20 protein-coding genes, 1 tRNA gene and 1 riboswitch are annotated in these 24,667 nt (G+C 65.3%); of the genes, 1 reads left to right on the forward strand and 20 read right to left on the reverse strand.

Annotated features, from left to right (window positions below; genetic code table 11):
- Positions 1–17: 17 nt before the first annotated feature.
- Entirely contained in the window at positions 18–632 is a 615-nt protein-coding gene (locus RF638_RS07740; protein ID WP_095798141.1) for an ANTAR domain-containing response regulator, read from the reverse strand.
- Positions 633–821: 189 nt separating this feature from the next.
- On the opposite strand from RF638_RS07740, the gene RF638_RS07745 reads away from it, so the two are divergent.
- A tRNA-Leu gene (locus tag RF638_RS07745) sits at positions 822–906 on the forward strand.
- Positions 907–2,007: 1,101 nt separating this feature from the next.
- On the opposite strand, the gene pyk is transcribed toward RF638_RS07745, so the two are convergent.
- The 19 genes from pyk to rpe all read right to left on the reverse strand — a co-directional run bounded on the left by pyk (position 2,008) and on the right by rpe (position 24,645).
- On the reverse strand, positions 2,008–3,513 hold the full coding sequence (gene pyk, locus RF638_RS07750; RefSeq protein ID WP_368630382.1) for a pyruvate kinase: 1,506 nt from the start codon (positions 3,511–3,513) through the stop codon (positions 2,008–2,010).
- Positions 3,514–3,680: 167 nt separating this feature from the next.
- Positions 3,681–5,147 carry a glutamate synthase subunit beta gene (locus RF638_RS07755; protein ID WP_095798143.1) on the reverse strand — a complete coding sequence of 489 codons (1,467 nt, stop codon included), beginning with the start codon at positions 5,145–5,147 and terminating at the stop codon, positions 3,681–3,683.
- Positions 5,140–9,855, reverse strand: a complete 4,716-nt coding sequence (gene gltB, locus RF638_RS07760) for a glutamate synthase large subunit (protein WP_095798144.1) — start codon at positions 9,853–9,855, stop codon at positions 5,140–5,142. Before gltB ends, RF638_RS07755 begins: the two co-directional genes overlap by 8 nt.
- Before the next feature lie 298 nt (positions 9,856–10,153).
- Complete coding sequence (gene lgt / locus RF638_RS07765; RefSeq protein WP_129699455.1) at positions 10,154–11,020, reverse strand: prolipoprotein diacylglyceryl transferase; 867 nt, start codon at positions 11,018–11,020, stop codon at positions 10,154–10,156.
- On the reverse strand, positions 11,020–11,775 hold the full coding sequence (gene trpA, locus RF638_RS07770) for a tryptophan synthase subunit alpha (RefSeq protein ID WP_238662993.1): 756 nt from the start codon (positions 11,773–11,775) through the stop codon (positions 11,020–11,022). Before trpA ends, lgt begins: the two co-directional genes overlap by 1 nt.
- Positions 11,776–11,873: 98 nt before the next feature.
- The gene (gene trpB, locus RF638_RS07775; RefSeq protein ID WP_368841713.1) at positions 11,874–14,054 is read right to left on the reverse strand and encodes a tryptophan synthase subunit beta; all 2,181 of its coding nucleotides are present in this window, start codon (positions 14,052–14,054) and stop codon (positions 11,874–11,876) included.
- A gap of 147 nt (positions 14,055–14,201) precedes the next feature.
- Positions 14,202–14,444, reverse strand: a complete 243-nt coding sequence (locus RF638_RS07780; RefSeq protein WP_095798147.1) for an HGxxPAAW family protein — start codon at positions 14,442–14,444, stop codon at positions 14,202–14,204.
- A 134-nt stretch (positions 14,445–14,578) separates the two neighbouring features.
- The gene (locus RF638_RS07785) at positions 14,579–15,193 is read right to left on the reverse strand and encodes a Trp biosynthesis-associated membrane protein (protein ID WP_129699456.1); all 615 of its coding nucleotides are present in this window, start codon (positions 15,191–15,193) and stop codon (positions 14,579–14,581) included.
- Positions 15,194–15,227: 34 nt separating this feature from the next.
- Positions 15,228–16,787, reverse strand: a complete 1,560-nt coding sequence (locus RF638_RS07790; protein ID WP_259915878.1) for an anthranilate synthase component I — start codon at positions 16,785–16,787, stop codon at positions 15,228–15,230.
- Positions 16,788–17,192: a phosphoribosyl-AMP cyclohydrolase gene (hisI, locus tag RF638_RS07795; protein ID WP_129699458.1), complete on the reverse strand. Its 405-nt coding sequence runs from the start codon at positions 17,190–17,192 to the stop codon at positions 16,788–16,790. It abuts the gene before it with no gap.
- Complete coding sequence (gene hisF, locus RF638_RS07800) at positions 17,192–17,956, reverse strand: imidazole glycerol phosphate synthase subunit HisF (protein ID WP_095798151.1); 765 nt, start codon at positions 17,954–17,956, stop codon at positions 17,192–17,194. The genes hisI and hisF overlap by 1 nt, the downstream gene beginning before the upstream one ends.
- A gap of 43 nt (positions 17,957–17,999) precedes the next feature.
- Positions 18,000–18,845: an ATP phosphoribosyltransferase gene (gene hisG / locus RF638_RS07805; protein WP_368841714.1), complete on the reverse strand. Its 846-nt coding sequence runs from the start codon at positions 18,843–18,845 to the stop codon at positions 18,000–18,002.
- A gap of 55 nt (positions 18,846–18,900) precedes the next feature.
- A complete protein-coding gene (locus RF638_RS07810; protein ID WP_095798153.1) occupies positions 18,901–19,164 on the reverse strand; it encodes a phosphoribosyl-ATP diphosphatase in 264 nt (87 codons plus the stop codon).
- A gap of 56 nt (positions 19,165–19,220) precedes the next feature.
- Positions 19,221–19,700 carry a 6,7-dimethyl-8-ribityllumazine synthase gene (gene ribH, locus RF638_RS07815; protein WP_095798154.1) on the reverse strand — a complete coding sequence of 160 codons (480 nt, stop codon included), beginning with the start codon at positions 19,698–19,700 and terminating at the stop codon, positions 19,221–19,223.
- Positions 19,697–20,410 carry a GTP cyclohydrolase II gene (gene ribA, locus RF638_RS07820; RefSeq protein WP_368841715.1) on the reverse strand — a complete coding sequence of 238 codons (714 nt, stop codon included), beginning with the start codon at positions 20,408–20,410 and terminating at the stop codon, positions 19,697–19,699. The genes ribH and ribA overlap by 4 nt, the downstream gene beginning before the upstream one ends.
- The gene (gene ribB / locus RF638_RS07825; RefSeq protein ID WP_368841716.1) at positions 20,407–21,717 is read right to left on the reverse strand and encodes a 3,4-dihydroxy-2-butanone-4-phosphate synthase; all 1,311 of its coding nucleotides are present in this window, start codon (positions 21,715–21,717) and stop codon (positions 20,407–20,409) included. Before ribB ends, ribA begins: the two co-directional genes overlap by 4 nt.
- Positions 21,718–21,738: 21 nt before the next feature.
- Positions 21,739–22,854, reverse strand: a complete 1,116-nt coding sequence (gene ribD, locus RF638_RS07830; RefSeq protein ID WP_254049380.1) for a bifunctional diaminohydroxyphosphoribosylaminopyrimidine deaminase/5-amino-6-(5-phosphoribosylamino)uracil reductase RibD — start codon at positions 22,852–22,854, stop codon at positions 21,739–21,741.
- On the reverse strand, positions 22,851–23,558 hold the full coding sequence (gene pnuC / locus RF638_RS07835; protein ID WP_129699459.1) for a nicotinamide riboside transporter PnuC: 708 nt from the start codon (positions 23,556–23,558) through the stop codon (positions 22,851–22,853). Before pnuC ends, ribD begins: the two co-directional genes overlap by 4 nt.
- A 112-nt stretch (positions 23,559–23,670) precedes the next feature.
- Positions 23,671–23,822, reverse strand: a riboswitch (FMN riboswitch).
- A 154-nt stretch (positions 23,823–23,976) separates the two neighbouring features.
- Positions 23,977–24,645, reverse strand: a complete 669-nt coding sequence (gene rpe, locus RF638_RS07840) for a ribulose-phosphate 3-epimerase (RefSeq protein WP_129699460.1) — start codon at positions 24,643–24,645, stop codon at positions 23,977–23,979.
- Between the last annotated feature and the right edge of the window lie 22 nt (positions 24,646–24,667).

Here is a 24,667-nt window from a genome sequence, read left to right on the forward strand (position 1 = left end):
CTCGGAGAAGTGCGCGGTCAGGCCACCTGGTTGATGATCGCCTCGGCGACCTCACGCATGGACAAGCGGCGATCCATCGAGGTCTTCTGAATCCAGCGGAACGCCTCGGGTTCGGACAGGCCCATCTTGGTCTGCAGCAGGGACTTGGCACGCTCCACGAGTTTGCGCGTGGCGAACTGTTCCTTCATGTCCGCGACCTCGTTCTCGAGCGCGGAGATCTCCTCGAAGCGGGACATGGCGATCTCAATGGCCGGCACCACGTCATCCACGGTGAATGGCTTGACCACATACGCCATGGCCCCCGCTTCACGGGCTCGCTCCACGAGTTCACGCTGGCTGAAAGCCGTGAGCAGCACGACGGGAGCGATCCGCTCCTCGGCGATGTGTTCCGCCGCGGTGATGCCATCCATGACGGGCATCTTCACGTCCATGAGGACGAGGTCTGGTGTGTGCTCACGAGCGAGGTCCACTGCGCGCTGACCGTTCTCGGCTTCGGCCACCACGTTGTAACCGGCTTCGCGGAGCATCTCGACGATGTCCATGCGGATCAACGCCTCATCCTCGGCGACCACAACGGTCTTGGTGGGGGCACTCGATGGAGCCGGAGTGGACGCTTCGGGCGATTCCGTCACGAGGGAACTCCTTGGTTAGCTGGGGAATCGAACTGAACACCGCATCAAACCACGTCATGACGACAGGTCTCGCATGAGACACGCCACACGAGAAGCCGTGCGCGGTGCGTTGGTCTTCAGCCTACCGCTCATCGTGTAAGCTGTTACCCGCTGCTCACAGCCAATGGCTTGTGAATCTGCACGACACTTGCCCAAGTGGCGGAATTGGCAGACGCGCTGCACTCAAAATGCAGTATGGAAACATGTGTGGGTTCGAGTCCCACCTTGGGCACCATAAACCGCCTAGTGAAAGCGGTAGAGAAACGGCCTCGTTGACACGGGGCCGTTTTTCGTTGGTGCGGACAGGCTAATTCTTGCTCCCCTGCGACTGAGGTGGCGGGAGGACCCTCATCAACACCTCATGCGCCACTGGAGCCCTTCCAGCTCCCCCAAAAGGTTCTAACGGCGCTTCAGGCGTAACAAGGAGTTCTAGAGGCGCCCAGAATGTGAGCGGGCCTTGCCGGTACTGGGGCTGGAGCAACGGGAGATCATAGGCGAACTCGGAGTCATGAGCTGCCCACGTTCCAGGTGGCGGGAGGACCCTCATCAACACCTCATGCGCCACTGGAGCCCTTCCAGCTCCCCCAAAAGGTTCTAACGACGTTTCAGGCGTAACAAAGGGTTCTAGAGGCGCCCAGAATGTGAGCGGGCCGTGGTGGAATCCCGGGGCGGCGGCGTCGTCGGCGGAATCCTAGTGTCGCCGCGGATGGAACCGGGGCGCGGCGGCGTCGTCGGCGGCCGGTAGCGCGATAAAAAGTAGACGCCGGGATCTGGGGCCTGCGATGAACCCGAGAACTTTTCCAGAACCCACGGCCGTGAGCATCTGTGGCAGAGAAACGCACGGCCAACATCTGGGGACGAGGTTCGCCACTCAAACCCCGTCAACGCTACGAACCTCTGCCAAGAATGCCGCGCGAAGGCCCAGGACACGAACCCGTGCCCCAAATGTTCGGGGCAGGCCCAGGGACTCCCACCTAGGTGCCCTCACGCCGCTGTCGGAATCACGAGCATTTCTAGTGCACACGTCAGGCGCTATTGGAACCCTCCATCACGGCTGATGTTTCGTGAGAACCCTCTTGGAGGCGCCGAAGGGGTTCTAGCGGCGCAACAGGTGTTCGGCACGGTTCTGACGGCGCGCCACATGTCGCGCAGGGGCCCGGAGGCACCGCGGGAAGGGCACCGAGGGAAAGGCACCGAAGGCAGGGAACCGAGAGAAGGGCACCGGCACGAGAATCCAGGGCCAGCCGACGTGAAACCCACCGCCCACACAACGACGGCGACCCGCGCACCTGAGTGCACGGGTCGCCGAGGTCATTCACGCAGCGGAACTAACCGATCACGGTTCGCGCCAGGCGGCGGAACCGGGAAGGCTCTCACGCCAGGGGCCGACGCGCTCGTGCTCTTCGCGCACGGGTGCCTCGCCGGCGTCGTCCAGATCTCCCACGCGGTGGACCTTGACCAGGTTCGTGGAACCGGCCACACCAGGAGGTGAGCCGGCGCAGATGATCACCAAATCGTCGGGACCGGCCAGGCCCTTCTCGAGCATGTAGTGATCCACCTGCTTGGTCATCTCATCGGTGTGGTGAACCTGCTTGACCATGATGGGATGCACGCCCCAGAGCAGCGACAGCAGGGCCATCACGTTCTGCACGGGCGTGAACGCCAGGATCGGGCGGCTGGGGCGCAGTCGGGACAAGCGACGAGCCGAATCACCGGACTGGGTGAACGTACAGATGTAGTTCACGTCCAACTGACGGGCCATCGTCACGGCCGCCCGGGTCACGGCGCCGCCGCGAGTACGGGGCTCGGTGCCCAGCGGGGGCATGCGGTCCATGCCCTGGGTCTCGGTGGCCTCGATGATCTTGGCCATCGTCTCGATGGTCTGGACCGGGTACTTGCCCACGGAGGTCTCACCGGAGAGCATGACCGCGTCCGCACCGTCGAGCACGGCGTTGGCGCAGTCGGAGGCCTCGGCGCGAGTGGGGCGCGGGTTGTCAATCATGGACTCGAGCACCTGAGTCGCAACGATCACGGGCTTGGCCCAGCGGCGGGCCAACTCGATGGCGCGCTTCTGCACGATCGGCACGGCCTCGAGCGGGAGCTCCACACCCAGGTCACCACGTGCGACCATGATGCCGTCGAACGCGTCGATGATCTCGTGGAGGCTGTCCACGGCCTGCGGCTTCTCGATCTTGGCGATGACCGGAATCTTCCGGCCTTCTTCCTTCATGATCTCGTGCACGCGGGTGATGTCCTTGGCGTCGCGCACGAAGGACAGAGCGATGATGTCCACGCCGCGCTGCAGCGCCCAACGCAGGTCGTCCTCGTCCTTCTCGCTCAGCGCGGGGACATTGACGGCCACGCCGGGGAGGTTGATGCCCTTGTGGTTGGACACGGGCCCGCCCACGATGACCTCGGTCTCCACGGTGTTGTCGGTGACCTTGGTGGCTTTGAGCGCCACCTTGCCGTCGTCGATCAACAGCGGATCGCCCACGTTGACGTCACCGGGCAGACCCTTGTGAGTCGTGGAGGCCAGTTTCTGGGAGCCCTCAACGTCATCGGTGGTGATGGAGAACGTGTCCCCCACCTCGAGGTTGTGCGGACCATTGGCGAACGCGCCCAGACGGATCTTGGGGCCCTGCAGATCGGCGAGGATGGCCACCGTGGTTTCGAGTTCTTGGCTGGCCCGTCGCAGATTCTCGTAAGAGGCGTTGTGAACGTTGTGATCACCGTGGCTCATGTTCAGGCGAGCCACATTCATACCGGCCTGAATGGCCTGGGTGATGTGCTCGTACGAGGAAATAGCCGGGCCAATGGTGGCCACGATCTTCGCTCGACGCATGGGTGATTCCCTTTCGGTCGGAGACTACAGGGGGAAAACAGCAAAATGGCCGCGATGAAACAGCGCGAAGCTGCTCCAGCACGGCCACTTTGCCGGAATTCACTCCCCAGCTTAGCAACGGGGGCCATGTATTGATACGGCCAGGGCGGCGGTTCGCCCGGCTTTAGCTACAGGCTCAAATCAATAGCACGTTCCGACGGCGTCACGGGCTGCGGCAGGCGCGTTTGTCCGGTCAGGTGACGCTCCACCTCGGCAGCGCACGCGCGGCCCTCCGCAATCGCCCAGACCACCAAGGACTGACCGCGGCCGGCGTCGCCGCACGAGAATACGCCGTCGACGGCGGTCATGTACTGCTCGTCGCGCGCCACGTTGGTGCGGCGGTCGAGTTCCACGGACAGCTGCGAGGTCAGCTCGTCGGACTCGTTGCCGGTGAAGCCCAGCGCCAGGAACACGAGGTCGGCCGGAATGATCTTCTCGGTCCCTTCCTTGGGAACACGGCGGCCGTCGTCCAGGTACTCGGTTTCGGCAACCTTGAGCCCCGTGACGTGGCCGTTCTCATCGCCCACGAACTCCACCGTGGACGCCAAGTAGGTGCGTTCACCGCCTTCCTCGTGGGACGAGGAAACCTCGAAGACCTTGGGCATCATGGGCCACGGTTCTTCGTCCGCGCGGTCCACCGGCGGCTTGCGACCGATCGCCAGTGACGTCACCGACGCCGCGCCCTGCCGGTGTGCGGTGCCGATGCAGTCTGATCCGGTGTCGCCACCGCCGAGCACGATCACGTTCTTACCCCGTGCGTCGATCAGATCGGGTACCTCGTCCCCCGCCGACAAGCGGTTGGAACGCACGAGGTAGTCCATGGCGTGATGGATGCCCTGCAGATCGCGCCCGGGGATGCCCAATTCGCGGGGGCGTGTGGCACCGGTGGCCACGATCACGGCATCGTAGCGGCGCCGCAGGACGTCCCACGTGATGTCCTTACCGATCTCGATGCCGGTACGGAAGCGGGTTCCTTCGGCTGCCATGACGTCCAAGCGACGATCCACCACGGACTTCTCGAGTTTGAAATCGGGGATGCCGTAACGCAGCAGACCGCCAATGCGATCATCACGTTCGTACACCGCCACCGTGAACCCGGCCTGCGTCAATTGCTGTGCGGCCGCCAGACCCGCCGGACCCGATCCGACCACGGCCACGGTCTTACCCACCAGACGTGCGGGGAGGAACGGCTTGACGTAGCCCTCGTCGAAGGCCATTTCGCCGATCTCGTACTCGATCTGCTTGATGGTCACGGCCGGTTGATTGATGCTCAGCACGCACGAGGACTCGCACGGAGCCGGGCAGACGCGGCCTGTGAACTCCGGGAAATTATTGGTCGCGTGCATCCGCACAACGGCCTCATCCGTCTGGCCGCGCCAGACCAGGTCATTCCACTCGGGAATCAGGTTCCCGAGCGGGCAACCCTGGTGGCAGAACGGTACGCCGCAGTCCATGCAGCGACCGGCCTGCTCGTGCAGGGTCTGGGAATTCTGCCGTTCCTGGACCTCGTTCCAGTCCATGATGCGGACGGGAACCGGACGCTTGGGACGGTCTTCGCGGTGTCGAACTTTCAGAAAACCACGGGGATCAGCCACGCGTGGTCACCTCCAAAATCTTGAGCCAGGTGCCGTCGCCGTCCGGGTCGTCCCCGGCGGCCTCGGCCTGATTACGCAGCGACAGCACCGCGGAGTAGTCCCGCGGTAGCAGCTTGGTCATGCGCGCGATGGTGTCGTCGGCGTTCTGCAGCAGCGTGGCCGCCCAGTCCGATTCGGTTTCCTCGCCGTGGCGCTTGATCAGCCCCAGAACCAGTTCCCTATCCTGTTCGTCCAGGGTGGCCACGAGCAGTTCACCGGTCTCCCGGGCTTGCTTGTTGATATCCGATTCGTCCAGGTCCAGCACGTACGCGACGCCGCCGGACATGCCCGCGCCGAAGTTCCGGCCGGTCTCCCCCAGGATCAGGGCGACGCCGCCGGTCATGTATTCGCAGCCGTGGTCACCGATGCCCTCGACCACTGCGGTGGCACCCGAGTTACGCACCAGGAACCGCTCGCCCACGGTGCCGCTGAAGAACATTTCCCCACTCGTTGCACCGTAGCCGATCACGTTGCCGGCAATTACGTTCTCGTGGGTCGGGAAGCTCGCGTCACGGGGTGGTCGCACCACGATGCGCCCGCCGGACAGGCCCTTACCCGTGTAGTCATTGGCGTCGCCCTCCAGCCGCAGCGTGATGCCGCGCGGAATGAACGCGCCCAGTGACTGGCCCGCTTCACCGGTCAATGTGACGTCGATGGTGTCGTCAGCGAGTTCTTCGAGGCCCAAGGCCTTCGTCACCGTGTACCCGAGCATCGTTCCCACGGCGCGATCGGTGTTGATCACCTTTTCCATGACCCGCACGGGCTCGCCCTTCTCGATCGCGGGCGATGCCAGCGGGATCAGCTTGTTGTCGAAATGATCCTCCAACTCGTGATCCTGCGTGCGCGTGTTCCGCAGACCGTCCTTGACACCCGGTGACTGGAACGAGTCCAGGATGGGGCTCAGGTCCAGGCCCTTGGCCTTCCAATGGTCGATGGCGTCGCGGGTGCGCAACACCTCGGCGTGCCCCACGGCCTCCTCGATGCTGCGGAAGCCCAGCTGAGCCAGGTACTCACGCACTTCTTCGGCAATGAATTCGAAGAAGTTCACCACGTGCTCGGCCTTGCCCGTGAACCGCTTCCGCAGTTCGGGATTCTGGGTTGCAACGCCTACGGGGCAGGTGTCCAAGTGGCACTTGCGCATCATGATGCAGCCCTCGACCACGAGCGGCGCGGTGGCGAAACCGAACTCCTCGGCACCCAGAAGTGCCGCAATCACCACGTCACGGCCGGTCTTGAGCTGACCGTCCGCCTGTACGACCACGCGTTCGCGCAACCCGTTCAGCCGCAGGGTCTGCTGCGCCTCGGCCAGACCCAACTCCCACGGCATACCCGCGTGCTTGAGCGAGTTCAGCGGCGCCGCACCGGTGCCGCCGTCGTGACCGGAAATCAGGACGACGTCGGCCTTGGCCTTGGTCACGCCCGCCGCCACCGTGCCGATCCCGCGTTCGGACACGAGCTTGACGTGCACGCGCGACTTGGGGTTCGAGCGCTTGAGATCGTAGATCAGCTGCGCGAGGTCCTCGATCGAGTAGATGTCGTGGTGCGGCGGGGGTGAGATTAGGGAGACGCCCGGTGTCGAGTGCCGCGTACGAGCCACCCAGGGGTAGACCTTCTGCGCCATGAGCTGGCCGCCTTCACCGGGCTTGGCACCCTGGGCCATCTTGATCTGCAGGTCGTCCGCGGTGGCCAGGTACAGGCTGGTCACACCGAAGCGACCGGACGCAATCTGCTTGACGGCCGAGCGACGTTCGGGGTCCATCAGACGTTCCGGGTCCTCGCCGCCCTCACCCGTATTGGACTTGCCGCCCAACCGGTTCATGGCAATCGCGAGGGTCTCGTGAGCCTCCATGGAAATGGAGCCGTAGCTCATGGCACCGGTCGAGAATCGCTTGACGATCTCGCTCACGGGCTCCACCTCATCGATCGAGATGGGCTTCCGATCCGAGGTGAAGCTCATGAGACCGCGCAGGGTGGCGATCTCCCGAGCCTGATCGTCCACGCGTGCGGTGTAGGACTTGAAGATGTCGTAGCGGCCCGTCTGCGTGGCGTGCTGCAGTCGGAACACCGTGTGCGGGTCGAACAGGTGACGCGGTCCTTCGCGGCGCCAGTCGTACTCGCCGCCGATGGCCAGGTCACGGTGGGGTTCGGTGACGCCGTCCTCGGGGTAGGCCAGGCGATGGCGGGACGCGGTTTCCTCCGCGATCACATCCAGACCGACACCCTGGATCTGTGTGCGCGTTCCGTAGAAGTACGCGTTGATCAGCTCGCTCGACAATCCCAGCGCCTCGAAGGTCTGGGCGCCACAGTAGGACTGCACGGTGGAGATACCCATCTTGGACATGATCTTCTGGACGCCCTTGCCGAGCGCCTTGATCAGGTTGTAGACGGCTTCTTCCTCGGTCACGCCGGTGATCTCGCCGCGGCGCACCAGTTCCTCGGCCGATTCCATGGCCAGGTAGGGGTTCACAGCGGAAGCGCCGTAACCCAGCAGCAGCGCCAGGTGGTGCACCTCGCGAACGTCACCGGATTCCACGATCAGCGCGACCTTGGTGCGGGTAGCTGAGCGCAGCAGGTGGTGGTGCACCGCAGAGGTCAACAGCAGGGACGGGATGGGTGCCCAGGCACCATTGGAGTCACGATCGGAGATGATCACGAACTGCACGCCGCGGTTCACAGCCGTGGAGACCTTTTCGCAGATCTCCGCGATGCGCGTCCGAAGCGATTCTTCGCCGCCATCGGGGCGGTACAGGCCGCGCACCTTCAGCGTGAGTGCGGCGCCGTCCTCGTCGTCCAGGTGAAGGATCTGGTCCAACTGATCATTGTTGATCACCGGGAAGTCCACCTTGATCAAGCGTGTCTTCGCCTGTTGTGTGGCCAGCAGGTTGGCCATGGGGCCCACCGCTCCGGTCAGCGAGGTCACCAATTCCTCGCGGATGGCGTCCAGCGGAGGGTTGGTCACCTGTGCAAAGGACTGCACAAAGTAGTCGTAGAGCAGCCGAGAGCGGTCCGACAGCACGGCCACGGGGGTGTCGGTACCCATCGCATAAATGGGTTCCGCGCCGGCCACGGCCATGGGACCGATGATCTTCTTGAGTTCTTCCTCGGTGTAGCCGAAGGTCTTCTGACGCAGCCGCACGGAGGACGCCGGGTGGGTCATGTGCTCGCGTTCGGGCAGCTCGCCGATCGGAACAATCGAGTCCTGGACCCACTCGCGCCACGGCTTGGCGGCGGCCAACTCGGCCTTGATCTCGTGGTTCTCGACGATCCGGCCTTCTTCGGTATCGACCAGGAACATGGTGCCCGGGGACACGCGGCCCTTACGCACCACCTTGCGGTCACCGATGTCGATGACACCGACCTCCGACGCGAAGATCACCAGACCGTCCTCGGTCTCCCAGAAACGCCCCGGGCGCAGACCGTTGCGATCCAACACGGAACCCACACGCTTGCCATCCGTGAAGGACACACACGCCGGGCCGTCCCACGGCTCCATGAGCGTCGAGTGATACTGGTAGAACGCCCGCAGATCCGGGTCCATGCTCTCGTGGTTCTCCCACGCCTCCGGGATGAGCATCAGCATGGTTTCGGTGACCGGTCGTCCGGCGAGCTGCAGCAGCTCCGCAACCTCGTCCAGGGACTGGGAGTCCGAGGCACCTTCCGAGCAGATCGGGAACAGCTCTTCGGGGTTGCGTCCCAGCACGGCACCGGACATCGAGGACTGGCGCGCGCGCATCCAGTTGCGGTTTCCCATGACCGTGTTGATCTCGCCGTTGTGCGCCAGGGTGCGCATGGGCTGAGCGAGCGGCCACGACGGGAACGTATTGGTCGAGAACCGCGAATGCACCACGGCGAGCTTGGTCGTGAACCGTTCGTCGGACAGATCAGGATAAAAGGGCTGCAACTGAGCGGTGGTCAGCATGCCCTTGTACACGAGCGTGCGTGAGGAGAAGCTCGGGAAGTACACGCCGAACTTGTTCTGCGCGCGCTTACGCACGCGGAACACCTTCTGGTCCAGTTCCAGCTGCAAGTGCGTCGGATCGAACGACGCCGCCGCGCCGGGTTCGAACAGGCTCGCGCCCCGTGCGTTGTGGCGTTCGTCCGCGACGAAGAACTGCACGAACGTGGGCATGACGGCGCGAGCGGAGGCGCCCACGGCGTCGTCGACGACCGGGACGTCACGCCAACCAAGCACGCGCAGACCCTCCATGACGGCGAGATCCTCAAGTGCGCGCTGCAGTGGTTCGAGGTGCTGGCCACCGGTGGGCATGAACGCGGTGCCGACCGCGTAGGCGCCCATCGGGGGCAGCTGGAAGTTCACGGTGTCCCGGAAGAATGTGTCGGGAATCTGCGTGAGGATGCCGGCGCCGTCGCCGGTGCCCTCGTCGCCGCCCACGGCACCGCGGTGCTCGAGGTTGCGCAGGGCGGTGAGAGCGGCTTCCACGATGTCGTGGGTGGAGTTGCCGTCAAGGGTGGCCACCACGGCCAGGCCGCATGCGTCTTTCTCGTCCTCGCCGCGGTACAGGCCGTGGTCCTCGGGCTGTGTGGAAAACGCCCGGAACGGGGATTCCGCGGGAGGTAGCTCCGAACGCGAGTCAGGGTGGCCCGTGTCGCGGTTGACCGCGTCGGTGACGATGTTGGTCACGGGGGCTACTTGATTGACGTGGCTCATAGGGAGCTCCTCACCGGGTTGGTGGGCAGGTCTGAAGTGTCAACGATGCCCGGGCAACTGGGGTGGAGTGCGGACGGACATCATCTGATCCAGATGACAAATGTGTCCGCGGCGCTGCGAACCACTGGGTCGGGCTCGGAAAGACCGACGGATCACCACCGAACGCGGGACTCGCATGATGACGAATCCCCGGTGCGGCGCACGGGTAATTTACCACGATCCGAAATTCGATTGTGAGCGTCGACACCCAACGTAAAACCCCCGGCGTTGGCCGGGGGTTCAACGTGGTACGCGCCGCTCAGCGGAGCGCCGAGTGCGCGGCACCGTTCGCGGGTATTTCTGGATTTCTGCGGACTTTGACAGTTATTGCGGCAAATAATGCAATGCCGAACAGGATCAGGGCCAATGACGTCCACACGTGGACCCTCTGACCAGCGATCATCAGCGCGGGATCGATGCGCAGGAACAGCTCGATCATGAGCCGCCCCAGGCCGTAGTACACCAGATACAGGGCGAACACGCGGCCGTGCGTGAGCTGGAATCGCCTACCGAGTGTGATGAGAATCACCACACCCGCCAGGTTCCACAGGCTCTCGTAGAGGAAGGTCGGATGAAACAGGGTGTCCGCGGGAAGACCATCCGGGAAGTTCGCGGACGTGGGGTCGATCTGCAGTCCCCAGGGCGCATCAGTGGGTTTGCCGAACAACTCCTGGTTGAACCAGTTGCCCCAGCGGCCAATGCCCTGAGCCAACAGCAACGAGGGTGCCACGGAGTCCGCGAAGTACCACAGGGGTACACCGTTCTTCCGAGACACGAGCCATGCGGCACCGGCCCCGAAGAGCACGCCTCCCATGATGCCCAGGCCGCCCTCCCAGATCTTGAGCGCGTCCAAGGGGTTCGCTCCCGGACCGAAGTAGCCGACGGGATCCGTAATGAGCACGTGGTAGGCGCGGGATCCGATGATGCCCGCGATCACGGCCCAGAACACGATGTCCCACAGCACGTCGGGATCTTGGTCCCGGGCCTTCCAGCGGCGCATGGTGAGCCACACGGCCGCGGCCATGCCGAGCAGAATGCACAGGGCGTAGAAGTGGATGGTCAGCGGCCCCAGCGAGATGCTGCTGATATCCGGCGAGGGAATAGCTGCGGCAATCACCGGAGGCATCAGCCGCGACCGGAGAGTTCAGCGGCCAAGCGGCCGACGGCCTCGGGACCGCCCTCGCCCAGGGCGCGCACGAGTGCGGTTCCCACGATCACACCGTCCGCGTACGCGCCGATCTCCTCGACATGTCCGCGGTTGGACACGCCCAGTCCCACGCACACGTTCTCGGCTCCGGCTTCGCGGGCGCGCGCAACGACGTCCTCGGCGGCCGAGGACACCTGGTCACGGGCCCCGGTGACGCCCATGATGGAGACCGCGTAGACGAATCCGGAGGACGCCTTGACGGTCATGTCCATACGCTCACGCGTGGTGGACGGGGCCACCAGGAAGATCCGGTCAAGACCGTACTTCTGGGAAGCCTCAAACCAGTCGCCTGCCTCATCGGGAATGAGGTCCGGGGTGATCATGCCCGCTCCCCCGGCTTCGCGCAGACGGCGGGAGAATTCGTCCACGCCGGTCTGCAGCACCGGGTTCCAGTAGGTCATCACCACGGGTACGGCGTCCGTGCGCTCGGAGACTGCCTGAACGACCGTGAACGCGTCTGCAACCCGCACACCGTTGGCCAGTGCCTGAGTGGTCGCGTTCTGGATCACGGTGCCGTCCATGACGGGATCCGAATACGGGATGCCGATCTCGATGATGTCCGCGCCGTTCTGGCCCAGGGCCACCGCGGCTTCCACGGACTCTTCCACGGTCGGATAGCCGGCCGGGAGGTAACCGACCAGCGCGGGACGACCTTCCGCCTTACACTGCGCGATCCGCGCGGCGAGCTTCGAGTCGGGATTACGGGTGAGGTCCTTGGGGAGGATGCGTTCTGCCAAGCCGCCCACTCCGGGACGGACGGATTCGGGGGCGCTCACAGTTGTTCACCTTTCTGACCGACCTGCTCCTCATGGCTGTCCTCGGGGAGCATGTCGAACCATTCCGCGGCCGTGGCCACGTCCTTGTCGCCGCGTCCGGACAGGGACACCACAATGATCTTTTCCGCGGCCGCCTCCGGGCCGAGGTCCTTGACCCAGCGGCCCGCAAGATCACGGGCGCCGGCCAGGGCGTGCGAGGACTCGATCGCGGGAATGATGCCCTCCGTGCGGGACAGCAGTTTGAAGGCCTCCATGGCCTGCGTGTCCGTAATGGCCTCGTACTTCACGCGGCCGATCGCGTGCAGGTGCGAGTGCTCCGGACCCACGGCCGGATAGTCCAGTCCCGCAGAGATCGAGTGCGATTCGATGGTCTGGCCGTCCGTGTCCTGCATCAGGAACGTCTTGGCACCGTGCAGTACACCCGGACGACCCAGGGTGATGGTGGCCGCGTGACGACCGGTGTCCACGCCGTCTCCACCGGCCTCGTTGCCGTAGAGCTCGACCTCGGCGTCGTCCAGGAAGCCGTGGAAGATTCCGATGGCGTTGGACCCGCCACCCACACACGCCGTCACGGCGTCAGGCAGGCGACCGGCCTTCTCCAAGATCTGTTCGCGCGCCTCTTCACCGATCTGCTCGTGGAAGTAGCGCACCATCGCGGGGAACGGGTGCGGACCGGCAGCGGTACCCAACAGGTAGTGCGTGGTGTCCACGGAGGCCACCCAGTCACGCAGAGCTTCGTTGATGGCGTCCTTGAGCGTGGCGGAGCCGTGGGAGACGGGCACGACCTCGGCACCGAGCAGCCGCATGCGGGCCACGTTCAGGGCCTGGCGGCGAGTGTCCTCCTCGCCCATGTAAATGCAACATTCCATGCCGAACAGTGCCGCGGCGGTCGCGGTCGCCACGCCGTGCTGGCCTGCGCCGGTCTCAGCGATCAGGCGGTTCTTGCCCATGCGCTGGGCGAGCAGGGCCTGACCGAGCACGTTGTTGATCTTGTGCGAACCGGTGTGGTTGAGGTCCTCACGCTTCAGGAACACGCGGGCGCCGATTGATTCACCGAAGCGCTTGGCCTCGGTCAGCAGGGAGGGGCGACCGGAGTAGTCGCGGGACAGCCGCTTGAACTCGTCCTGGAACTCGTCATCCACCCGTGCCTTGTCGAAGACCTCGGTCAGCTCGTCCAACGCGGCCACGAGAGATTCGGGCATCCACCGGCCACCGAAGTCACCGAAGTACGGGCCGGGGGCGTTCTTGAGGGAACCCTCGCCGGAACCGGGCGACGCAGCGCCGTCGGCGGATGCGGCAAGTTGCTGGGCTGCGAACTCGGCCTGGGCGGCCGGGGGCTTCTTGCCCGCCAGGAAATCCGCGCGGGCGGCCGCACCCACGTCGCGGAACCGGGAAATGGTGCGTGCGGGATTGTCGGACTTGACCAGGACCTCACCGGTCAGCACCGCGTTGGCCCCGTGACCCGCATAGAGCTTGATCTGGTCCTCGCCGGCGACACCGGACTCGGCGATGATCACCGCGTCCGTGGGAATCTGGTCCGCAAGGCGACCGAATGTGTGGACATCCACCTCGAGGGTCTTGAGGTTCCGGGTGTTCACGCCGATGATCCGCGCGCCCACGGCCACGGCGCGTTCGATCTCCTCGGGCGTGTGAGTCTCGACCAGCGCGTGCATCCCGAGCTCGTGGGTCAGGTCCAGGAAGCGACGCAGGGTCTCGTCATCCAGGGCGGCCACGATGAGCAGCACCATGTCCGCACCGTGCGCGCGGGCCTCCCAGATCTGGTACTCATCCACCGTGAAGTCCTTGCGCAGCACCGGGACGTTCACGGCCTGGCGCACGGCGTCCAGATCGGTGAGCGAACCGCCGAATCGACGCTTCTCGGTCAGCACCGAAATCGCGGAGGCACCACCCTGTTCGTAGGACGCGGCCAAAGCAGCCGGGTCCGCGATGTCCGCCAACGCACCCTTGGACGGGCTGGACCGCTTGACCTCGGAGAGCACCTGGACCGAACCGGGCTCCTCACCGCGCAAGGCACTTTCCGCGTCCAGCGCCGGAGCCTGAGCCTTGGCGGTGCGCTGCAGCTGCTGCAGACTCACCACGGCGCGGCGGGCTTCGAGATCCTCGCGCACCCCCTCGATGATCTGGTCGAGCACCGTGTTGGTGCGTTGCTGACTCATGCAAATCCTCACTTACATTTGTTCCGTCATCGGTCAGGTCACAACCCGCCCGTATGACGATGACCAGTTCCGCCGCGCTGGGAACTGGTCATGGTCTGGTGAACCGGTGACGCACATGGGCGCGCACCGGTCCTGAGATCACGCTGCTCAGTGGTTGTGCTTCTCGCTGCCCTTGCCGTGGCCCATGACCTTGAGGACGGCACCCACGATGAGGCCCACCACGATCAAACCGATGCCCACTACGGTGACGGGGGTCGAGGCAATGGTGAAGCCCACGCAACCCACGATCACGCCAACGGCCATGATGGCGATGCAGGCCCACGCGGCAACGGTATTGCCGTGACCGACAGCGGCCGTGTGGTCCAGGATGACTTGGTTGGTGTTCGACATGTGTGTCCACTCTCCCGTGCCGGTTGAGCCGTGCGGCTCATACAGTGATCGGCGCGCGTCGGAGCGCCCCGAGAATTCTTTTGCTCCCATTGTGCCATTACCTCGGGCGTTGCTGGTTCAGCACCACACTCAGGTTACTCGCGCTGTCGCGGCCCGCGAGTGGGGTCCTCGCCACGCGTGAAGGCGTCCCAGGCGTCGATGTCGTCGGAGTGTTCGGTGGTCACCGTCTTTTCATCCGCCGACGCCGCTTTGTTACCCGCCAGTGCCTCACGGTCGTAGCGCTGCCCTGATTTCTTCCGCGCGTTGCGCGCTACCAGCACGAGCCACAGCCCGCACAGGATCAAACCGACCGCGGCAGCGAGGGCGAGCCAAGGAGACACGGTGAGCACGAACTCGCCACCCGTGCCCACGGCTCCGGTCTGGGTGCCGACGGCGCCGCGAGACGCGTTCTCGGGGTCCGCGGTCACGGAGAGCACCGCGAAGATCGCACCGACTCCCGCCAGCGAGACGACCGCACCCACGATGGTTCGCAAGACTCGACCCGCAAGGGTCGAGGCCACGGCGGCCGCGCCCGCGACGAGACCGAGGGCCGTGACGGCCGGAGCGGCGTCGGACCCCGCGACATCAACGGTGATCGGTTGCAGGGTGGTCTCGACCGTGGCATGGATCCACGTGGCGGCTGAGGCGGCGAACAGTCCGATCGCGCACACCAGGGTGGCTAGAACTGCGGGTGCCGTACGACGCAACACTGTGGTCCTTTCTAGTGCTGAAAGTGGGGGCAGGTCAGCGCGAGAGATCGCGCAGGGACTCGGCCACCAGGGCGGCACGCAGGGGTGCGGTCGCCTTGTTCAAGGATTCGAGAGCTTCCGTCTCCGGGTCCGAATCAGCCACAATACCGCCGCCGGCCTGAACGTAGGCCGTGTCATTGACGAGCAACGCGGTGCGGATGGCGATGGCCATGTCCATGTTCCCAGCGAAATCCATGTAGCCGACCACGCCGCCGTACACGGCCCTGCGCAGCGGTTCGTACTCGTCGAGCAGCTGCAGGGCACGCGGCTTGGGCGCGCCGGAGAGCGTGCCCGCGGGGAAGGTCGCCGCGAGCACGTCGTAGGCGGAAACGCCCTCGCGCATCTTGGCTACGACTGTGGAGCACAGGTGCATGATGTGGCTGAAGCGCTCGATCTCCATGAACTCGCTGACGTCCACGGAACCGGGCACGGCTACCTTGGAAAGATCGTTGCGCGCGAGGTCCACGAGCATGAGGTGCTCGGCACGCTCCTTCTCGTCCGCGAGCAGATCATGGCCCAGGGCGACGTCCTCGTCCACGGTGGCCCCGCGGGGACGCGAACCCGCGATCGGGTGCGTCATGGCCTGCCGACCGGTCACGGTGACCAGGGCCTCCGGAGAGGAACCCACGATGGAGTAGGGCCGACCGTCCGCATCTTCGAACGCATACAAGTACATGTACGGGCTGGGGTTGATCCGGCGCAGCGTGCGGTAGACGTCCAGCGCGTCCGCGCGGCATTCGGCCTCGAAGCGCCGTGAGACGACCACCTGGAAGATGTCCCCGTCCACGATGGCCTTCTTGCCACGGTTGATCGCGTCGATGAACAGGCTGCGATCCCACGACTGTCGGGCCGCGCCCTCGATGTCGGTGATGTCCTGGGCATTGGGGTCCATGACCGAGACCGTGGAACGCTCGAGCGGGGTAGCCAGGCGGTTGACCATCTCCCGCAGCCGAGAGACGGCGTCGTGATAGGCGGCATCCACGTTCTCATCGGTGCCGTTGACGTTTACGGCATTGGCCACCAGCATCACGGTGCCCTCTGTGCTGTCGTGCACGGCCATGTCCGCAACCAGGTTCATGGCCAGCTCGGGCATGTTCAGGTCATCCTCGGGCGGGTTGGGCAGCTTCTCCCAACGGCGCACCGCTTCCCAGCCCACGAAACCGACCATGCCGGAGGTCAACGGCGGTACGCCCTCGAAGGGCTCGGTGTGCAGCAGATCCATGGTGGCGCGCAGTGCCTCCATCGGATCGCCGTCCACCGGCGCACCTGCCGGAGCCTCCCCCAGCCAGTGCGCCTGGCCGTCCTTGGCCGTGAGTGTCGCGAAGGAACGGGCGCCCACGAACGAGTACCGCGACCAGACGCCGCCCTCTGCCGCGGACTCCAACAGGAACGTACCCGGAGCCGGCTTGCCACCGCGCACCACGAGTGAGCGGTACAGGCCGATGGGCGTCATGGAATCCGCGAGCACCGTGGTGCGCACGGGAATCACACGGCGCGTGGCGGCGTACTCGCGAAATTCCTGCAGGGTGGGGGTAATGGTGCCGAGCTGTTGCATTTAAACCGCCTGGTGAGCGTTCAGGTCACGATCGTCGAAGCATGTACGCGCGCCGGTGTGGCATGCGGCACCGGTTTGATCGACCTTGACGAGCAGGGCATCTCCATCGCAATCGAGGCTGACGGAATGCACCTTTTGAATATGGCCGGAGGTATCACCCTTGCGCCAATATTCCTGGCGCGAACGGGACCAGAACGTGACCCGGCCCTCGGTGAGAGTCCGGTGCAGGGCTTCGTCGTTCATCCAGCCGAGCATGAGCACATCGCCGGTGTCGTACTGCTGGACCACGGCGGCCACGAGCCCGGTGGAGTCCCGCTTGAGACGGCTCGCGACCTGCGGGTCCAGACGACTGTCGAAAAATTCTTGGGGCGTGTTGTCCACGACGCTCAACTCTTCCGTGCGCATCAACGCACCTCGTACCCTGCTGATCGCAGGGCGTCCTTGACCTCGGCGATTGCACCCACGGGACCGAAGTGGAAGACCGAGGCGGCCAGAACGGCGTCGGCCCCGGCTGCGACCGCGGGCGGGAAGTGCTCGGGGGAACCCGCTCCTCCGGAGGCAATCAGCGGCACGGACACGCGTTCGCGCACCGCGCGAATCATGTCCAGATCGAAGCCCTCGCGGGTGCCGTCCGCGTCCATGGAGTTGAGGAGAATCTCCCCCACTCCGCGTTCCTCGGCCTCCTGACACCAGTCCAGGGCGTCGATGCCGGTGAGCTGTCGGCCACCGTGCGTGGTGACCTCGAAGCCGGACGGCGTATTACCCGTGCGTTTCGCATCGCACGAGAGCACGAGCACCTGATTGCCAAATCGATTGGTGATCTCGTTGATGACCTCGGGCCGGGCGATGGCCGCAGTGTTGATCGAGGCTTTGTCCGCGCCGGTGCGCAGGAGACGGTCGACGTCCTCCGGGGTACGCACGCCACCACCCACGGTGAGCGGGATGAACACCTGCTCCGCGGTGCGGGAGACAACGTCGAACATCGTGGCGCGGTCACTCGATGAGGCGGTGACGTCCAGGAACGTCAGTTCATCCGCGCCGGCCAGGTTGTACCGAGCGGCGAGTTCCACCGGGTCGCCGGCGTCGCGGAGGTTCTCGAAGTTCACGCCCTTGACCACGCGCCCCGCGTCCACGTCGAGGCACGGGATCACTCGTACGGCCACACCCATAGTGCTGTCCTAACTACTTGCTGAAACGGGTAGCGTACGCGCGTCAGATCCGGGCTGCCTGAATGGGCGAGACGAGGATCGCGCGGGCCCCGGCCTCGTAGAGGGAGTCCATGATCTTGTTGGTGTCGCGTTTGCGCACCATGGCGCGCACGGCCACCGACCCGTCTCGGTCCAGCGGGGAAATGGTGGGGCTCTGCATCCCGGGGGTGATCTTGGTGGCGGCTTCCAACAGATCCTCGGAAATGTCGTAGTCCATCATCACGTACTGGCGAGCGACCAGTACACCGCGCAGTCGACGGCGCAGCACCTCGAGGCCCTCCGGCTCCCCCTGATCCTGACGACGGATCAACAGTGCCTCCGAGCGCATGATGGGCTCGTCAAAAATTTCCAGGCCCGCCGCGCGCAGCGTGTTGCCGGTTTCCACCACGTCAGCAATGGCATCTGCCACGCCCAGGCGGATCGAGGACTCCACGGCACCGTCCAGGCGGACGACCTCAGCGTTGACGCCGTGCTTTTCCAGGTACTTGCTCAGCAGCAGTTCGTAGCTCGTGGCCACTCGCTTGCCCTCGAGTTCCTTGACGGACGCGAATTGTCCCGTGGGCCCGGCCAGGTGGAAGGTCGAGCGAGCAAAATCCAGCCCCAGGTCCTCCATGGCCTCGGCACCGGAGTCCAGCAGCAGGTCGCGGCCGGTGATCCCCAGGTCCAGGGTGCCACCGCCCACGTAAATGGCGATGTCCCGGGGGCGCAGGTAGAAGAACTCGACGTTGTTCTCGTTGTCGACCAACACCAGCTCGCGGCTGTTGCGCCGCTGCCGGTAACCGGCCTCGGTGAGCATGGTGATGGCGGCTTCGGACAGCGCGCCCTTGTTGGGCACGGCTACTCGCAGCATGGGGTTCCTTTCCAAAGGGCTGGAATGGGGAGGGCCGGAACTGACCGGCACGGGATCACAGGTATTTGTAGACGTCTTCGAGACGCAGGCCCTTGGCCACCATCATGACCTGCAGGTGGTAGAGCAGTTGCGAGATTTCTTCGGCGGCTTGGTCGTCGGTTTCGTATTCGCAGGCCATCCAGACTTCAGCGGCCTCTTCGACGACCTTCTTCCCGATGCCATGGATTCCCGAATCCAATTCTTTGACGGTTCCGGAACCCTCCGGACGGTCAGCGGCTTTTTGGGTGATTTCGGCAAACAGGGCTTCGAAGGTCTTCACCCCTTTAGGGTAATGGTTTCGTGCCCTATCAGTTGAACCGTGGCGCGGGGCCCGCCTCAGACCCCGAGTTCGCGCAGGGTCAGGGCGGTACGCACGGCAGCCTCCGCTGCTTCGTAGCCCTTGTCCTCGCTCGAGCCCTCCAGGCCGGCGCGGTCCAGGCCCTGTTCCTCGGTGTCACATGTGAGCACGCCGAAACCCACGGGCTTGCCGGTGACCACTGAGACGTCGGTCAAACCGGTGGTCGCGGCGGAGCACACGTAGTCGAAGTGGGGCGTTCCGCCGCGGATGACCACGCCGAGGGCCACCACGGCGTCCGCGGTCTCGGCCAGTCGACGCGCCGCCACCGGCAATTCGAAGCTACCGGGCACGCGCACCTCGACCACGTTGCCCACGCGCGCGTCCGTCAGCGCGCGACGGGTGCCGTCCAGCAGTCCGTCCATGATCTGGTCGTGCCAACTGGCCGCGACAACCGCCACGGTGAGGTTTTCGCCGTTGAGTTCGCCGGCGTTGGTGACGGGAGCTCCGTGTCCGCTCATGATTCTTCTCCTGTGCTGGGGTTCGTGGTGTTGAGATTCGTGGTGTCGGTGCTGTGTTTGGTGGCACCGGGTTCAATGGACGCGAGTTCGGTCAGGTGATGGTGCATCCGGTCGCGCTTGGTCAGTAAGTACCGTAGGTTTTCTTCACGCGGCGGGACTTCATGGGGCACCACGGATTCCACGGTGATCCCCAGAGCTTCCAGCTTCCTGACCTTGTCCGGGTTGTTGGTGAGCAAGCGGATGCGCGTCAGACTCATTTCCTTGAGGATCCGGGCGGCCGCGGTGTAGTCGCGGGCTTCGGCGGGCAGGCCGAGCATCGTATTGGCCTCGACCGTGTCCGCGCCGCGGTCCTGCAACTTGTAGGCGCGCAGCTTGTTGATCAGGCCGATACCGCGGCCCTCGTGATTGCGCAAGTACAGCGCGGTCCCGCCGTGTTGAGCGATCCGCTCCAGCGCCAGGTGCAGTTGGGGCCCACAGTCGCAGCGCCACGAGCCGAACACGTCGCCGGTGATGCATTCGGAGTGCAATCGGACCAGGGTCGGCTTGCTCGCTTCTTCCGCGCTGGTGGGCGCGGCACTCAGCGACACGTGTTCGGCGGCGGCCCGGCCGTTAGGTTCAGGCACCAACCAACCCATCACGGAGAATGTGCCGTACTCGGTGGGGATGGTCACCGCTTCCGAGTGGTCCAGGGTTTCGGGTCCCGTGCTCATGCGGACAGGTCCCGCGTGTCGGTGGGAGCGTCCACCGGCGACGACGCCGCTGCCTCACCCGCCGCGCGCTGCTCCAGGTAGTCCACGAGGTCCTCGATGCTGATCATGAACAGCCCGTGCCGGTCCGCGAACTCGCGTAGCGCGGGGGCGCGCAACAGTTCACCCTGGTCATCCACGATCTCCGCAATAGCGCCGACCGGCTCACAACCGGCCAGGCGTGCCAGTTCCACGGAGGCCTCGGTGTGTCCTCGGCGCACGCGCACGCCACCGTCCACCGCGCGCAGCGGCAGGATGTGGCCGGGACGTGTGAGCTCTGCCGGACCGGTTCCGGGGTCGGCGAGCAAGCGCGAGGTCAGGGCTCGATCCGCCGCACTGATACCGGTGCTGACGCCCACCCGAGCATCACACGTGACCGTGTAGGCGGTGCCCTTGGAGTCCTCGTTGTGCACGGTCATGGCCGGAAGTGCCAGAGCATCAGCTCGCTCGTGAGGCATGGGGATGCAGACGACCCCCGAGCTGTGGCGGATGGTGAAACCCATGAGTTGTTGCGTGGCGTGCTGGGCCGCGAACACCAAGTCGCCCTCGTTCTCGCGGTCCTCGTCGTCCACGACCACCACGGCGTGCCCCGCGGCGATGGCCGAAATGGCCGCGGGTACGGGATCCAGGCGTACCCGTGCCGACGCCGCCGGTGCGGCATACGAGGCCAGTCGCTCGGCGTACTTGGCCAACACATCCACCTCGATGTTGACGGTGGACCCTTCGGTGCGGCGTCCCAGTGTGGTGGCACGCAGGGTTTCGGGGATCAGGCCCACCTCGAACCACGCTGGGTCCTCGGTCGCAGGGTTCACGGCCGTTACCGTCAGGGACACGCCGTCCACGGCGATGGATCCCTTGACCGCGATGTACTTCGCGAGCTCGGTGGGAACCTGGATGCGTACCGTGTGCCACCCGGTGTGCTCCGTGCGGGAGACCACCGTTCCCACGCCATCCACGTGGCCTTGCACCACGTGGCCGTCCAAACGTTCGCCGGCAACGGTGCAGCGTTCCAGGTTGACGTTCTCGCCCTCGGACAGTTCTCCCAGAGTGGTCAGGCGAAGGGTCTCGCCCATGACGTCGGCGGTGAAACGTCCGGCGCCTGCCTCGGGTGCGGGCACGGCGGTCAGGCACACACCGTTGACCGCCAGAGAACCACCGTGAGGCAGATCCGCGATGATCTGCCCAGCGTCCACGTGCAGCCGTGCGGCGTCCTGGGCGAGTCGCTCAATGCGCTCCACCGTGGCCTGTGCCGCGACAATTCCGGTAAACATGTCCTGCTCCTTCGTACTGAACTACTTCGAGGCCGAGACCGCGGCGGGTCGTAAATGCCACGCGACGTCGTTTCCCAAGGTGCGGACCGACGGCCCGGCCACGGGATCGGAACGCCAGCGAGCGGCGTCGGCGAGGGTCTGTGTCGGCAGGGGTGCCAGTGCGGCTTTCCCATCGCCGAGAATCATGGGGGCTTGGTAGAGCCAGAGCTCGTCCACGAGGTTCGCGGCGAGGAACGCGGCGCTGACCGTGGGACCGCCCTCGACGAGCACGTGGGCGACGCCCAGCGCACCCAACCGGGCGAGGGCTTCGGCGGGATCGTGGGTGTTGAGCCAGACGAAGCGACCGTCGGACGTCTCGCCACTGTCCTCGCGCGCAACGACGCCGCGGCGTACCCGGGCGTCGTGGGCCACAGGGGTGCGAGACATGACCGCTCGCAGCGGTTGGTGGTCTCGGGGGTTGCCCTGAGCGTCGCGGGCCGTCAGCGTGGGGTTGTCCACGCGGGCCGTGCCGCCGCCCACCAATATGGCATCCACTCGGGCGCGGATCTCGTGGCCTGCCTCGCGGGCGGACGGGCCCGTGATCCACTGGCTGGTTCCGTCCGGGGCAGCCACCCTGCCGTCCAGCGACTGGGCGATCTTGAGCGTCACGAACGGGCGGTTCTGGAACTGAGCGTTGAACCACCGGTCATTGAGATCGGCGGCCTGCTCGGCCAACAGCCCGTGACGCACCGAAACCCCGTGATCCGCGAGGAACGCGCCTCCCCCGCTGGCGGCTTCCGTGCCGTCATGAACGGCGAAAATAACGCTGTCGATTCCCGCGTCAAGGATCGCGCCCGTGCAGGGGCCGGTCCGCCCCATGTGGTTGCAAGGTTCCAGGGTGATCACCATGGTCACATGGGCAAGGTCTGTGCCTGCTTCTTTGGCCTTGCGCAGGGCGTCCGCCTCGGCGTGGAGTGTGCCTGCGCCGCTGTGATGACCGGTGTGTAGGATGCGGCCATCTCGGTGGAGCAGGGCCGCACCCACCACGGGGTTGGCGCCACGCACCCCCCGGGCCGCGGCGTCGAGCGCGGCCGTCATGGCCGTGTGCTCGGCGGAGGTGAAGCCGGGGTCCGTTCGTTCCTGTGCCGAGGGGATCATTTCGAGTCGTCCCCCACTTTCAGGTGGAGATCCGGGAATCCGGTCTCGATCGTGGCCTGTTTGCGCTGCTTGGAGTTCACGCGCCACCAGACGAAGAATCCCACCAGTGTGAACGCTCCGTAGAACACGTACATCAGACCGGACGCGTAGTAACCGGCGGAGAACAGTAACGGCACTCCGACCAGGTCCACGGCCACCCAGATCAGCCAGAACTCGACCCAGCCCTTGGCCATGCCGTAGGTCGCCAGCAGTGAACCCATGAAGATCCAGGCATCAGCCCAGACCGGTTCGTAGGAGCCCAGTGCGCGGAAGCCGGGGGTCAGCAGTGCGGTGCCGAACACGAGCGCGGCGATCAGGAGGAAGCGTTGCTTGCCGGTAGCCCAGCGCGGCGTCACGGCCTCTTGGTTGTTACCCCTTGAGCGACGCCACTGCACCCAGCCGTACACCGATACCGCAATGAACATGACTTGGCGGCCGGCTTGGCCGAGCAGGTTGACCGGATTGGGGGTGTCGAACACCGCGCCCAGGAACACGGTCAGCAGAATCAGATTGCCCAGGATGCCCACGGGCCACGCCCAGATCTTGCGGCGCATGCCGCCGAGCGCGGACAGCAGACCGAAGACGTTACCCAGCACTTCTCGCCACAGGATGAATCCGTTACCCACCTGCAGTTGCGCGTCGAACAGCCAGCGCAATACGTCCACGGAACATCCTCTCGCCCTGAATCCTTGCGGCTCCGGGGCGGAGATAGCGGATCATGCCCATGGGTACGAGCATCGCAACGGCACCCCTGAAAAAGGGTGGCGAGCCGATATCCACGTGTGCCTACCATCCAGACTGTGACTGTCGGTACCGGAATTTCACCGGTTCGGCCGTTCCCACTCCATCGCGTGACTCTGTGCGACGAGCGTTCACGGTTCGCGGACTGTAACCGCCGGTTCGGACTTACACCGACCCCGGAACACGTTGTGATTTGAATTATGCCACGGTGCGCGGGACTCGCACGAAAGTTCGCCCGCGCCAGAGTGCACTCTCGCCGCGGTTCGTCGTGCTCGTACGCTGCTCATAGCGGGCGCTGGCACCGAGGAACACGGGATTCAATCGCGGCATGGAGCACTCGATTCAGCCGTCCTGATGGGCCCTCGCGATTTCGCGCAGAGCGTCGATTGCCGCGGCGGGATCATCCTTGCCGTACACCGCGGAGCCCGCGACGAACGTGTCTGCACCGGCCTCGGCGGCCCGCACAATCGTCTCCTCCGTGACCCCGCCGTCCACCTGTAGCGCCACCGTGCCACCGTGGGCCTTTACAGCCTGGGCCGCTCGGCGGAGCTTGGGCAGCGTCACGTCCAAGAACTTCTGCCCCCCGAAACCGGGTTCCACGGTCATGATGAGCAGCATGTCCAGTTCGGGCAGCAGGTCCAGGTACGGTTCGATAGGCGTGGCCGGACGCACCGCAAGCCCCGCCCTAGACCCTGCTGCCCGCAGTTCACGGGCGAGCTTGATCGGTGCGGCGGCCGCCTCCGCGTGGAACGTCACCGACGCACATCCGGCCTCCGCGTAGGCCGGAGCCCATCGGTCGGGATCCTCAATCATCAGGTGCATGTCCAGGGGGACGGGGCTGACCTTCTGCAAGCTTTCCACCACGGGCAACCCGAGCGTCAGGTTCGGCACGAAGTGGTTGTCCATGACGTCCACGTGGGCGGCATCGGCGTTGGAAATGCGCTGCAGTTCCTCGGCCAGACGGGAGAAGTCTGCGGACAGGATGGACGGGTGGATGGCACAACGGCTCATGGTGTCTCCAGGGGTGTGAGGG

The organism is Kocuria sp. CPCC 205235 (genome assembly GCF_040980905.1).
GTDB lineage: Bacteria > Actinomycetota > Actinomycetes > Actinomycetales > Micrococcaceae > Kocuria > Kocuria carniphila.

Bases quoted from the DNA above. Each gene is read 5' to 3' on its own strand.
- pyk (WP_368630382.1), bottom strand. From the start codon at position 3,513: ATGCGTCGAGCGAAGATCGTGGCCACCATTGGCCCGGCTATTTCCTCG.
- gltB (WP_095798144.1), bottom strand. From the start codon at position 9,855: ATGAGCCACGTCAATCAAGTAGCCCCCGTGACCAACATCGTCACCGAC.
- lgt (WP_129699455.1), bottom strand. From the start codon at position 11,020: ATGCCTCCGGTGATTGCCGCAGCTATTCCCTCGCCGGATATCAGCAGC.
- trpB (WP_368841713.1), bottom strand. From the start codon at position 14,054: ATGAGTCAGCAACGCACCAACACGGTGCTCGACCAGATCATCGAGGGG.
- RF638_RS07780 (WP_095798147.1), bottom strand. From the start codon at position 14,444: ATGTCGAACACCAACCAAGTCATCCTGGACCACACGGCCGCTGTCGGT.
- RF638_RS07790 (WP_259915878.1), bottom strand. From the start codon at position 16,787: ATGCAACAGCTCGGCACCATTACCCCCACCCTGCAGGAATTTCGCGAG.
- hisI (WP_129699458.1), bottom strand. From the start codon at position 17,192: ATGCGCACGGAAGAGTTGAGCGTCGTGGACAACACGCCCCAAGAATTT.
- hisF (WP_095798151.1), bottom strand. From the start codon at position 17,956: ATGGGTGTGGCCGTACGAGTGATCCCGTGCCTCGACGTGGACGCGGGG.
- hisG (WP_368841714.1), bottom strand. From the start codon at position 18,845: ATGCTGCGAGTAGCCGTGCCCAACAAGGGCGCGCTGTCCGAAGCCGCC.
- ribH (WP_095798154.1), bottom strand. From the start codon at position 19,700: ATGAGCGGACACGGAGCTCCCGTCACCAACGCCGGCGAACTCAACGGC.
- ribA (WP_368841715.1), bottom strand. From the start codon at position 20,410: ATGAGCACGGGACCCGAAACCCTGGACCACTCGGAAGCGGTGACCATC.
- ribB (WP_368841716.1), bottom strand. From the start codon at position 21,717: ATGTTTACCGGAATTGTCGCGGCACAGGCCACGGTGGAGCGCATTGAG.
- ribD (WP_254049380.1), bottom strand. From the start codon at position 22,854: ATGATCCCCTCGGCACAGGAACGAACGGACCCCGGCTTCACCTCCGCC.
- rpe (WP_129699460.1), bottom strand. From the start codon at position 24,645: ATGAGCCGTTGTGCCATCCACCCGTCCATCCTGTCCGCAGACTTCTCC.